The sequence below is a fragment of the Rickettsia endosymbiont of Lasioglossum villosulum genome, assembly GCF_964026455.1.
Taxonomy (GTDB): Bacteria; Pseudomonadota; Alphaproteobacteria; order Rickettsiales; family Rickettsiaceae; genus Rickettsia.
The window spans coordinates 253,103-265,078 of record NZ_OZ032152.1; the positions used below are offsets into that span (position 1 = coordinate 253,103).

The window sequence follows — 11,976 nt, forward strand, 5'->3', positions numbered from 1 at the left end:
TTGTTGGTAGCAAAAACATTACACATAATAAAATTAATTATCAATTAAAAATTTAAGTTACCTACTAAAAAATTAATTGATTTTTTAATAATTTACGTATATTGATAGATTAACTTTTAATTAATCTTTATAAAATAAATGCCTAATAAAATTATACCTACCCCTTTTGAAGCTATTCAAAATAATGACATGAAAGCATTAAAAGCTTGGCTTGAGTCAGGAGGAAACCCTAATGCTGAAGACGAAAATGGTAATAGTCTTGTTGAATTGCTTGCCACTCGGCATAATTTAGAAGGGATAAAAATACTTTCACCTTATAACCCCGATATGAGCGTAAAACGCAATAGTGTTGGTGAGTTTAGTAAGAATATTGTAAGTTTAGTAAGTACAGGAAGTGAAGAGCTAAGAAATTTTATTGATCTCGAAGTAGCATTTTATGAGGAAGATTTTAGTTTAACTGAAATTGCATTTGGTGAATTATTTTTGCATTCAAAACCAGTATATAGACAAAATAAAAATTTTCATAGCCAATATAATCAGATAATAGACTTTATAAAGTATAAATTAACAACTTTAAATATTAATTCTATAAAAAACAATCTGAATGCTTTAGAAGAGCATATGAAAAAATTATATTATCTTCACGAATTTGTAAACGATAAGCAATATTTTACAAATAAACTTGTTACAATGTTTCTAGAAAAAAAAATTAATGAATATACAAATACACAATATGTAACTGATGAAAGTTTTGTAGATTTTGAAAATAACTATTACGAGGATGAGAAAATTAAATTATTAGGGTATAACATTCATTGAATTAAAAAAATATTTTTTAACTTATTTTCTTCCTAAATAATTACTTTTATTAGTATTAATATTATTAGATTTAATATAACTTTGCCATTTGTGAGTTGGCGTATAAACATATCTATTTACTACTCGATTACCAATCTCTCTTAAATTTTGTTGAGAGGTTTAGTATCCTATATTATTATTATTTTCTTGATTATTTAGTTTTAATTCTTCAGTAATAAAATTTATTATTCCTTTCTTATTAACTATTAAATTATTAATAGGTATTTTTTGTAATTCTTCTGATAAAATATTTTTTATTTCTCTACGTACTTCATTATTAATCGGGCTTACCTTATCGATCGCTTCTATTGCTGAATTTATTATCTCTTTTGATAATTTATTTTCAATTCCACGATTCGATTTAAAAAAATCATATTTAGGAGGGTTGATATTTGAATTAATATCTGCTGATAATACCCAAGCTTTTTTATTTAAGCTTTCTAATTTAGGTAAACGCGGCGGCTTTGGGGGAGGCAGATTATATGAGGAATTATTTTTATCAAGTTTATTTAATATTCTTTGAGCATTAATTTCTGTTTCTAAAAACACTTTTACTTTTGTATGAGCATAATGCTCTGCAATAGATAAAATAGTATTCCTACTATCTTCTATTTCTAAATTAGCTCCATTTCTACAAGCATTTTTACTAGTTCCAAATTACCGTTTTTGCAAGCTAAACGCAAGGGTGTATCATTCTTTACATTATATTCATTTATATTAGCTCCATGCTTTAATAATAGTATAGCTGTTTCTAAATCTCCTTTTTTGCACGTAGCCATCAATGGAGTAGTTCCATCAATATTAGCTAAATTAGGGTTAGCTTTATGATTTATTAAAAGCTGAAATATTTTTACATTACCTTCATTATATGCACTATACAAAAGAGTAGTGCCTGTTTTTCTATTTATAACGTCAGGATTAGCTCCTTTTTCTAATAACAAATTTGCTATACCTACAAGATTTTTAACACAGGCAATATATAAAAGTGATTCTCCATCAGCCTCAACAAAATGAGGATCTGCCCCTTTTTCTAGTAAAGTTTGTGCTATTTCAGAATTCTTATTATGAATTGCAATAAATAAAGGAGTAATACCTATACTGTGATTTATCAATTCAGGTTTTAAATTATCCAGAATATTATTTAGGGCTTTTGTTGTTTCATTTTTAAGTTTTATATCTAAGTTAAAAAGTGAATCAATTAAACCTATTATTGTAACGCTAATAAAATCTCTCGTATTTTCATTATCAACATTACTAATATATTCATGAAATTTTCCTATATCTCTTATAGATATATAATTCTTAAATAACTCACAAAAATTTTTCCCTTCAATCTCTAAATAGTTCTGTATTTCTTTTGTCAATTTTTCTTCAGTTATATTTATTTGTAAAATATTCGAAATTCTAGTAGTAATTGAATAATCTTGTGGAGTACGAATAGTCTTAAATTTTACAATATGCCTCTCACTTTCTATTTGACTAAAAGTTGCACCCTGATAATTTTCAAGTTGATCATAAAGATATTGCAAATAAGGTGATAAACTATTTTCATTCATATAACGAGTAAGTGAACGAATACGAATAAATTTTTCAAGGTCTGTAGATGAAAGGTAGCTAGATTTTATATGAGTTACTACTATGCTGCCAATATTTAAAGCTTCTATGTCTTTATTGGCAGTTCCTCCATAACATGACCATAAATGGATATATAAAGGATTATTTGGCAAGAGTTGTTGTAATGATATTAGAAAATCTTTTGTTTTAGTATATTCTTGATCTAATAATATCTTATGTTCTTTATTAGATCTAGTGCCATGAGCTGAAATGTCAATTCTTGTATTAGCTCCTATTTGCAGATTAAGAATTTGTAATGTTTTATATATTTCGGTTATTTTAACTGGGTTTGTCCCATCTCCTATTATTAAACAATCTTCTCTATCGTATAACTTTGAAATTTCAGAATCAATATCATTGTCAGGACCTACTATAAAAAGTGCTTTTAGCTCTCTAGGTTCTGCTTTTTCACTAATTATAGCTTTAGACATATTTTTAATAATATTTAATTCTTATTAATTAATAAGAACATATTTTATTAAAAAAATATAAGTAATTGGTAAAAATTAGTTTAAAAAGCGGTATTGTTGTAATAAAAAAGTTGCAATTAACTCGTAAATTAAAACCATTATCATTTTATGAAAGCTCTATAAATATTTTTATTCATAGTAGAAAACTAATTTACTTCTTATATTTTTAGTAGTACTTGTATTGTACACAAAATATAAAAAGGATATTAATTATGCTAAAGAATGACACATATATACCTTTAATACTTCAAGATTTGGCAAGCCAAATTTCGGGATTCGTCTGTGCTCACGTAGTTTATCTACGTTCCGCAGACTCACCGCTTATTTGACTTACCAACTTTTGAAGTATTTGCGGTATAAAGAAAACTTAAATGCAAATATTAGGGATTCGTTATTACAAGATATTAGAGAAGTTATCGAATATAAAAAGAATGATATTACTTATGGTTTACTTACAGGTAGTTTTGGTATTCACAACTATAGAATGCAAGACATAAATAGCTTTATATTTGATGAAATAGCAAAAAAATACCGTATTAATAATAAAGATGAATTTAAGAAAGGTATTTCTTTTATAAAAGAAAATGCTCACTTATATGCTCCGTTAATCGATCATGACAAAACTAAATTCAGCAATCTTGTCCATGATGATTGTTATCAGGAACTAACGAAAATTATAGGTATGACACCTGAGGAGTATCTCAATTCACTTTAGGCTTAACACACCATAAAGCTACTAGTGATATCATGGTTATATAAATGGCAATCGATATACTGCTATTTGTGATATGCCAAAGCATTAAGGAGGTAGACGGGGTAAGCCGTCCGATTAGTGAAGAGCCGATGCTGCTGCCGATACCAACTAGCATATATTTATCGGCAGTTTTAAACAGATCATTTAGCCAGCAATTTAATGGGGCAAGAAAGCTAACTCCAGCTAATATAATAAATATACGAACAAAATTAACATACCATATTGATGAGTTGTTTAAAAACCACCATAGAGGAATTAAGCTTAAAATCATTAATATAAGAGTGCCTCTTAATATTTTAAGATAATGAAATTTTTTGGTTAGATTCCCGATTACCGTAATCATAATCATGTCAAAAATCAGAAATTCCGTATTAAACTTCATCATTGTTTCTAAAGAAATACCAGTAATTAGAGGAATAAAGCTATTCATAAAGACGAACGGCACTATGTAAGTCATATATGAAAAGCCTATGGCAAAGCTGATTCGTATGATATTTAGTTTATTATTCCATATTGTGAGTAGGTCATTTATTATGTCATTGCGATGAAAAATAGGCGTTACCCTAGTGTCATCCCGTGGCTTGACCACGGGATCCAGTAAATTAGCAGATGGTAATGCGGTAGCTGGTTTTCTGGATCCCGTGGACAAGCCACGGGATGACAAAGGTGAGGAACTCTTCCTTAAAAAATAACCGACAAGTGCAGTAAGCCCGCCAAATATAAAGCATATCCGCCAGTAATCATTATAATCAGTATTTAAAACTATAGTACTGATAAAGGATGCAAAAATAATCCCAAACATGGTAGAGGTATTATAAAGATAAGAAGCTTTAAAGGCTTTTTTTTCTTCTTTATTCTCTAAAATAAATAACTTAGCAATAGCACATTCTCCTTCAGAATATATACCCTGCATAGTCCTAATTACGACTAATAATAGCGGTGCAAGCCATCCTATTTGGGCATGTGAGGGTATTAAGCCTATCAAAGCAGTGGTTAAAGCAACGCCGATTAAAGAGTGAGATAATGCAAAAACCCCTCCGTATTTTTTAGCAATTACTCCAAAAAAGTAAGAGCCTATAGGACGAGTAAATAGGGAAGTAGCAAGAACGCTATAAGTTAAAATTAACGCTACTATTTTATCGTGATTCGGGAAAAAAATGCCAGCAAGCAGCGGAGCAAGAAACCCATAAAGTGCAGTATCAAAATGGTCTAACGCATTACCGATTAATATTGAGATGTCTCTTTTATTTAAGGAGTTTTTCATTTTGTAGGCATATTATATAATCTATAGCTAATAAGATACCATAGATGATAAACGACGAAGCTACCAACTACAGCAGAAATAGAAAATAGGAAATCACTGCCATTAACTGTGCCATACGGAACGCTAGAAGATAAAGCACCAGCATAAATACCTACACTGCACATAGAAAAGTATGAAAATAATGCTGTTCTAAATTCATACCCTTTAAATTTATCAATCAGTATTAAAATATTGCAGATAAAAATCGATCCTAAGCAACTTCCGATCAATATAACATATAATATATTTAAGTTTTTATTACCACCATGTAGCGATAATAAGATAAAGCATATTAGTAGGATTAAAGTTAATATAAAATTAGCTAAATATTTATTTGCTTTATTTATTAAATAACAAATAGGTATTATGGAAAAAAATATTCCTGTAAAAATATATTTTAATATTAGTGATAGATTAATTAATGCTAATTCTTTTTTTAACGCAAATGCTTCATAATACCAAAATATATCTAAGGTAACATAAGATACTACAAATCCCGTTAATATCTGTAACTCTACATTTTTTATCAAAGATGAAAACTTTGAATCTAATTTCAAAGTGTGAATAGTAGGGTTAGAATGTAGAAACTTAGTTAAAATATTAATACAGTATAATAAAGCACAAATTATTATGGTATTATTTGTTGGGTTAATGAATTGACTTGTTAAGTTTATTATTAAATTGCCGCATGCCCACAATAATATTATACAAGCTAAGAAAAAATATTTTTTCTCGCCGGAAGTTTCAATAATTTCTAGTACTGTTGAGGTGAAATATGCAAATATTCCTGCGTTGATTATAATAAAATTAATTTTAATGAAAGTAAAATCATCTAGCAAAACTAAGTTAATAGTACAAAGAATAAGTAATATTAAACTAGTAATAATAATTACTTTATTACTTAATTTATTGATTAGCTGGGTTAAAGCGAAAGCAGCAATTATTGAGCCTAGGAATTTAGTTTGATTGATATTATTTATCTCTTCTCCACCTAAACCTTTATTTATAAGTAAGAAAATTTTAGAAGTATAAAAATTTGTAGCATTAATACAAGAAAAAATAAATATTCCCAAAAGTGAAAATAAAATTGTCTTATAATCATTTTTTAAAGTCATAAATTAAGTGTTTGCTAAACATACATACATGGTATATAACTCATAGTTAATAAGTTTACTGTATCAAGATACGATACAAAGGTTAAAACTATTTTAGATATACAGAGTTTAGTATAAATAGTTATTCTAAATAATTAAAGAGATTTGTAATTTCATTAAGATATTTATAGTTAATATTTTAGTATGATGAGCTTATATAGCATTAGATATATAAAATAAATATCTAATGTAGTTTTTATATATGATAAATAATTTAATGTAAGAAAAATAATAATATAATTCGCTACTTAATTTACCTATGGTTATGCACAGAATCCAAAGAAAGATAGGTATTTATTTAAATAGATTAATACAAGATATGCTTAAGGTGTTATATTAATTATTTATTCTTCGAGTTAGTGAGCGAGATTAATGAATAAAAAGATAATAATTGATGCTAATTTCTCAAATGAAACAAGAGTGGTTTTATTGGGACAAAGCAATAATATAGAAGATATTGAATTCCAAACAACAAGAAAACAACAAAATAAAGGTAATATTTATTTAGCAAAAGTAACAAGAATAGAGCCATCTTTACAAGCTGTGTTCATAGAATATGGTATGGATAAAAGCGGCTTTTTGCCTTTTAGCGAAATACATCCCAATTATTATAATTTACCTGCGTCAGAGAAAAATTTTCCAATTAATGCATTTCCTGAGATAGTACCGCCTAATATCATTCTTGATGATGAGGATGAGGTGCGGGCAGCTACTTCATATGACCCCTTAATCGATGGTGAAGAAATTGATCTAAAGGCTATAGAGGATTTAGTAGAGAGTAAATTTCAGTCAGAGCTTAATTTAGAAGCAGCAGATGATATTGAAATTATCCAAAGCGATAAGGAAGAAAATATTCCTCAATATAAGCAATATAAAGTACAAGACGTAATAAGAAAAAACCAAATATTATTAGTTCAGGTTACTAAGGAAGAAAGAGGAAATAAATGTGCAGCTTTCACTACTTATGTATCTTTAGCGGGTAAATATTGTGTCTTAATGCCTAATAAAGCAGCACAAAACGGTATATCTCGAAAAATATCAAATGGTGATGAAAGAAAAAGGCTTAAGAATATTTTAAATAAGGTAGTAAACGGCGATAAAAGCCCTTATAGCGTAATTATCAGGACAGCAGGTAGAGGTTGCAGTACTTTGGACCTGAAAAAAGATTATAGCTATTTATCAAGGTTATGGAATAAAATCCGTAAAAGTACTATTAAATTTCCAGCTCCTTGTTTTATTCATGAAGAAGATAGCATAATACGTAAAACTATACGTGATATGTGTGACCATAATGTTAAAGAGGTCATAATTCATGGGCAAGAAGCATATGAAGATGCGGCAAAATTTATGCAAGATTTGTTACCTTCAGAGATGACAAAACTTAAAGAGCATAAAAGTAAAACGCCTATATTTACTAAGTTTCAAGTAGAGGAACAGTTAATTAAGCTATACCAGCCTGTGGTAACTTTACCTTCAGGAGGATATATTGTTATTAATCCAACTGAAGCTCTTATTTCTATAGATGTGAATTCCGGTAGATCAACTTCAGAAAAAAATATTGAAGAAACAGCCTTAAAAACTAATTTAGAAGCAGCAAAAGAAATAGCAAGACAAGTTAAGCTTAGAGATTTATCAGGTTTAATAGTCGTTGATTTCATTGATATGGATGAGACAAAAAATCGTAAAATTATCGAGAGATCTTTTAAAGAATTCTTAAGTCGTGATCGGGCACGTATACAAACCGGTAATATTAGCCAGTTTGGATTGCTTGAATTTTCAAGGCAGAGGTTACGTTCTTCTTTCCTAGAAACTAACTCCTCAATTTGTTCTCATTGTAATGGCAAAGGCGTTGTTAGAGCAGATGAGTCGAATGCTATGCTAATCTTGCGTACTATTGAAAATGAAATTTTCGAAGATAGAATTGATATAATAAATGTTTTTGCTAATGTTTCTTCGGTTATTTATCTACTTAACAATAAACGTAATGAGATAAAATTTATTGAAGAAAAATATAATATAAGGCTTAATTTTTATTCTGATCCTAACGCTACATCTGATAGCTATTCAATCGAGAAAGTAAAATTATTAAAGAAAAATAATAATAATCTCAATGCTGGTAAGCCGGTGATTCAAAATCATAGTGCTGATTATACCGAAGAAGAGCCTAAAAAAGAGCAGCTGCGTAAGAATAAGCATAAATGGAAAACAGGCAATAATAACAATGTTGTTAGTGAAGAAAAGAAAAAAACGCCTGAAGTAAAAGAGGTAAAAGATCAGGTAGTAAGTGTTGTAAAGGAAGAAGTAGAGATTACGGATGATGGTGTAGTAGTAGAAGAGAAACCGCTACCAAAAAAGACAAAACGCAGATATCGTAATAAAAAATCGAATAAAAAACGTACTTCAGAAAATAAAGAGAATTCTGTTGCAGAAAATAGCGGGGGCGGTGAGGGGTAATATAGGTCATTGCGAGGAGATGTGTATCATCCTAAGGTAGTAAGCCTGTAGGGTATTGTTGCGTGGATCAGTTTTTCCGTCATTGCCACGCTCCTTACAGTCGCTCGCAATGACGATTTGGTATCCACGCAACAATGCCGCCACGGGGGGTGACACCGATCCTTAAATTGACACACATGTGCCTATGTAGGAATGACATAAGAAGTAGGTAACACCACCTTGGCTATAGAAAATAAATATTTCAATGAAAACCGAACTACCTGAACGCTCTTTACATATTAGGGGCAGGCTAAATTTTATAGTGCAACAAATTTTAGAACTTGCTCAAGATAAAATTGCTATGATTATCTTATATGGCTCTTTTGCTAGAGGTGATTGGGTACGTGATCTACCTAACGGCTATCATAGCGATACAGATATTTTGATTATTTTGAAAAAAGGTAAGTATAAAGGTCATGCTACTTTAAATTTAGAAGATAATATATATAAAAGATTAATAAAGACAGGAGTAATAAACCCTAAACAAATTATTCCGTATGATTCACGGATATCTATAATTCTTGAATCAATAGAAGAAATAAATAGACAGTTAGAAAAAGGACGTTATTTCTATACCGATCTTAAAAAAGAAGGCATTCTTTTGTATGATAGTGGAGAGTATGTTTTAAGTGAGGCTAAAGAGCTGCCTTGGAGCGAGATGAAAGAAATAGCTCAAGATGATTATGATTATTGGTTTGAAAAAGGATGCGGTTTTTTTATTGATTGTAAATACCCAATTGAGAGAAACCATCTCAATATAAGTGCTTTTTATCTTCATCAAGCTACCGAAAGTTTCTATAATGCTATTTTATTAGTTTTTTCTAATTATAAGCCGAAGTTACATGATTTAGAAAAACTAAGTAGTATGGCAGAAAATTATAGCAGTGAGTTATTGCAAGTTTTTCCTATTGCAACGCCTGAACAAAAAGAATGTTTCGAGTTGTTAAAAAAAGCTTATGTTGATGCAAGATATGATAAAAATTATAAGATTACGAAAGAACAACTGCTTTATCTTATTGAGCGAATAGAAAAATTAAAAGAAATTACTGAAAGGATTTGTATAGCAAGGATTAGTAGGTAGCGTGTCATCCCGTGGTGGCGTTGTTGCGTGGATACCAAATCGTCATTGCGAGCGAATGAAATGAGCGTGGCAATCCAGAAAAAATAATAAAAAATACTAATAATATTAGTATTTTTTAGCTGGATTGCTTCGTCAATTACTTCGTAATTTTCTCGCAATGACGGAAAAACCGATCTACGCAACAACGCCACCACGGGATAACATCGAACGCTATCTTTGATCGTGTAGCTTATGACGATTAATTATAAAAAAATCTCTATTGTTTTATGTTCTCAAATTTGTTTCTAGACTCTCATCTACGCAGGAATGACACTGAAAGAGTCACAAAATGGCTATTTACTTGTTGTATAATGGTCGTGGTGATGATTATTGTAGGCGGGATAACAAGGCTTACGGATTCCGGTTTGTCGATAGTTGAGTGGCGTCCGGTAACGGGTATTTTGCCCCCTTTTAGTTATGATACTTGGCAAGCTGAATTCGCTAAATATAAAGCATTTCCGGAATATAATGCAGTTAATTACGGGATGACTTTATCAGAGTTTAAATTCATCTATTTATTAGAGTTTGTGCATCGCTTGCTTGGTAGGGCTACAGGTTTGATATATGTATTACCTTTAATATATTTTTATTTTAAAGGGATCATAAAAAATCGTGATATATTATCCTATATAATTGTTTTGCTGTTATTCTGCATGCAAGGCTTTATGGGGTGGTATATGGTAAAAAGCGGTTTAGTTAACCACCCATCTGTTAGCCATTTTCGTCTAGCTTTTCATCTAATTATTGCCGTAATTATTTATCATTTGCTTTTTTACAAGCTATTCAAAAATTGTTGTGATATTTTACTAATTCCATCACAAATAAATTTAAAATTACCGCTAATATTTTCTGTTGCTGCTATTGCTATGATATACGTACAGATTTTTTTAGGTGCTTTAGTGGCAGGGCTTGATGCAGGGCTAGTATATAATAGCTTTCCATTGATGGGTGGCAATTTTATTCCTATAGAAATAAAAGATAATTTCATTAGCTTCAAAAATTGGTCTGATCCGGTTTTTGTCCAGTTTATACACCGTCTAGGTGCTTATAGTTTGTCTATAATCATCATGGCTTTGATTATTTCTTTGTTAAAAGTTAAAAATCCAAAATTAAATAAAGTAGCATTTTATTTGGCTATTGCTTTATTAATACAATTATCCACCGGCATAATTACTCTTTTATATTACGTTCCTATAATAGCAGCTTCTATGCATCAATTTTTTGCTATAGTGCTTTTATCTGTAGTAATTTGGTGCTATTCTCTAATAAAAAATTCTTAATGATCATCACTGTAAACAGCCCTATTGCCTCAAGGTTAGATAAATATTTAAGGCGTTTATATCCTCTTTTGACCCAAGGAGTGATAGAGAAAGCATTACGTCAAAAGCAAATAATCGTTAATTCTAAAAAAGCAGAAGCAAGTTTAAGAGTGGTGGAAGGTGATGAAATTTTTATTCATGATAAGTTTAATTTACCTATAGCTCAACCAACTAAACTAGTTTTTACTGATGCTGAAATTACATTAGCAAAGAAAATTACCACTGAATATTTAATATATGAGGATGATAATATAATAGCGATTAATAAACCTGCGGGTCTTGCAACGCAAGGCGGTAGTAAAATTAATTTATCGGTCGATTCTGCATTAAAATATTTAAACAGCCAAGGAGCTGATTTTAAGTTAGTACATAGACTCGATAAAGAAACAAGCGGTTTACTTTTAATTGCTAAAAATTATGTAAGTAGTGTAAAACTTCATGATGCTTTTAAAGAAAAATTGGTTGAAAAGACCTATCTCGCTGTAACCTATGGAAAACCAATTAAAGATCAAGGAGAGGTCAAAACTAACATAGAAAAAAGTAAGGGGAGTATACCTAAAATTACTGATATTTCAACGAATAATGGTAAACTTGCCATTACTTATTATAAATTACTTAAATCACTTACCAATAACTTGTTTTTGGTTGAATTTATTCCGATTACGGGTAGAATGCATCAATTAAGATTGCATGCTAAATTACTAGGTTGTCCAATATTTGGTGATAATAAATATGGCAATGACAAATTAATGCCGTATAGTAAATATATGTTTTTGCATGCTAGTAATATAGTATTGTCTAAAAAAGTTTTTGGCAAAGAAGTTAATTTAGAAGCAAAATTGCCTTCTTATTTTAATAAAGTTTAAGTTTTAGTTGGTATAGAGTTAAAGT

The 11,976-nt window shown here is 29.7% G+C and carries 10 protein-coding genes and 1 pseudogene; 6 read left to right on the plus strand and 5 right to left on the minus strand.

Features of this window, described 5'->3' with window-relative positions; genetic code table 11:
* The first annotated feature begins 138 nt into the window (after positions 1-138).
* Positions 139-819: a hypothetical protein gene (locus AAGD49_RS01215; protein WP_341788799.1), complete on the plus strand. Its 681-nt coding sequence runs from the start codon at positions 139-141 to the stop codon at positions 817-819.
* A 159-nt stretch (positions 820-978) separates the two neighbouring features.
* On the opposite strand, the gene AAGD49_RS01220 is transcribed toward AAGD49_RS01215, so the two are convergent.
* From AAGD49_RS01220 to AAGD49_RS01230, 3 genes and pseudogenes are all read right to left on the minus strand, one after another.
* Positions 979-1,407 (minus strand): hypothetical protein, encoded by a 429-nt coding sequence (locus AAGD49_RS01220; RefSeq protein ID WP_341788800.1) that lies wholly within the window; start codon positions 1,405-1,407, stop codon positions 979-981.
* Between the two features lie 65 nt (positions 1,408-1,472).
* The gene (locus AAGD49_RS01225; RefSeq protein ID WP_341788801.1) at positions 1,473-2,903 is read right to left on the minus strand and encodes an ankyrin repeat domain-containing protein; all 1,431 of its coding nucleotides are present in this window, start codon (positions 2,901-2,903) and stop codon (positions 1,473-1,475) included.
* Positions 2,904-3,173: 270 nt separating this feature from the next.
* Positions 3,174-3,301, minus strand: a pseudogene (locus AAGD49_RS01230) (palindromic element RPE5 domain-containing protein); the annotation flags it as partial.
* On the opposite strand from AAGD49_RS01230, the gene AAGD49_RS01235 reads away from it, so the two are divergent.
* Positions 3,292-3,657, plus strand: a complete 366-nt coding sequence (locus tag AAGD49_RS01235; RefSeq protein WP_341788802.1) for a hypothetical protein — start codon at positions 3,292-3,294, stop codon at positions 3,655-3,657. The pseudogene AAGD49_RS01230 and the gene AAGD49_RS01235 sit on opposite strands and share 10 nt — an antisense overlap.
* Here the strand turns inward: AAGD49_RS01235 and AAGD49_RS01240 are convergent.
* Complete coding sequence (locus AAGD49_RS01240; protein WP_341788803.1) at positions 3,644-4,960, minus strand: MFS transporter; 1,317 nt, start codon at positions 4,958-4,960, stop codon at positions 3,644-3,646. The genes AAGD49_RS01235 and AAGD49_RS01240 overlap by 14 nt on opposite strands.
* Positions 4,957-6,114, minus strand: a complete 1,158-nt coding sequence (locus AAGD49_RS01245) for a hypothetical protein (protein ID WP_341788804.1) — start codon at positions 6,112-6,114, stop codon at positions 4,957-4,959. The genes AAGD49_RS01240 and AAGD49_RS01245 overlap by 4 nt, the downstream gene beginning before the upstream one ends.
* A 411-nt stretch (positions 6,115-6,525) precedes the next feature.
* Here AAGD49_RS01245 and AAGD49_RS01250 point away from each other — a divergent pair, with 411 nt between their 5' ends.
* The 4 genes from AAGD49_RS01250 to AAGD49_RS01265 all read left to right on the plus strand — a co-directional run bounded on the left by AAGD49_RS01250 (position 6,526) and on the right by AAGD49_RS01265 (position 11,951).
* Entirely contained in the window at positions 6,526-8,607 is a 2,082-nt protein-coding gene (locus AAGD49_RS01250) for an Rne/Rng family ribonuclease (RefSeq protein WP_341788805.1), read from the plus strand.
* A gap of 244 nt (positions 8,608-8,851) precedes the next feature.
* Positions 8,852-9,727 carry a HEPN domain-containing protein gene (locus AAGD49_RS01255; protein ID WP_341788806.1) on the plus strand — a complete coding sequence of 292 codons (876 nt, stop codon included), beginning with the start codon at positions 8,852-8,854 and terminating at the stop codon, positions 9,725-9,727.
* 266 nt (positions 9,728-9,993) lie between these two features.
* Entirely contained in the window at positions 9,994-11,046 is a 1,053-nt protein-coding gene (locus tag AAGD49_RS01260; protein ID WP_341788807.1) for a COX15/CtaA family protein, read from the plus strand.
* Positions 11,046-11,951, plus strand: a complete 906-nt coding sequence (locus tag AAGD49_RS01265; RefSeq protein WP_341788808.1) for an RluA family pseudouridine synthase — start codon at positions 11,046-11,048, stop codon at positions 11,949-11,951. The genes AAGD49_RS01260 and AAGD49_RS01265 overlap by 1 nt, the downstream gene beginning before the upstream one ends.
* Positions 11,952-11,976: the final 25 nt, after the last annotated feature.

What these genes read in the sequence shown, in the direction of transcription:
- AAGD49_RS01255 (WP_341788806.1), top strand. Translation starts at nt 8,852, where the DNA reads ATGAAAACCGAACTACCTGAACGCTCTTTACATATTAGGGGCAGGCTA.
- AAGD49_RS01250 (WP_341788805.1), top strand. Translation starts at nt 6,526, where the DNA reads ATGAATAAAAAGATAATAATTGATGCTAATTTCTCAAATGAAACAAGA.
- AAGD49_RS01215 (WP_341788799.1), top strand. Translation starts at nt 139, where the DNA reads ATGCCTAATAAAATTATACCTACCCCTTTTGAAGCTATTCAAAATAAT.
- AAGD49_RS01265 (WP_341788808.1), top strand. Translation starts at nt 11,046, where the DNA reads ATGATCATCACTGTAAACAGCCCTATTGCCTCAAGGTTAGATAAATAT.
- AAGD49_RS01245 (WP_341788804.1), bottom strand. Translation starts at nt 6,114, where the DNA reads ATGACTTTAAAAAATGATTATAAGACAATTTTATTTTCACTTTTGGGA.
- AAGD49_RS01260 (WP_341788807.1), top strand. Translation starts at nt 9,994, where the DNA reads ATGTTCTCAAATTTGTTTCTAGACTCTCATCTACGCAGGAATGACACT.
- AAGD49_RS01225 (WP_341788801.1), bottom strand. Translation starts at nt 2,903, where the DNA reads ATGTCTAAAGCTATAATTAGTGAAAAAGCAGAACCTAGAGAGCTAAAA.
- AAGD49_RS01240 (WP_341788803.1), bottom strand. Translation starts at nt 4,960, where the DNA reads ATGAAAAACTCCTTAAATAAAAGAGACATCTCAATATTAATCGGTAAT.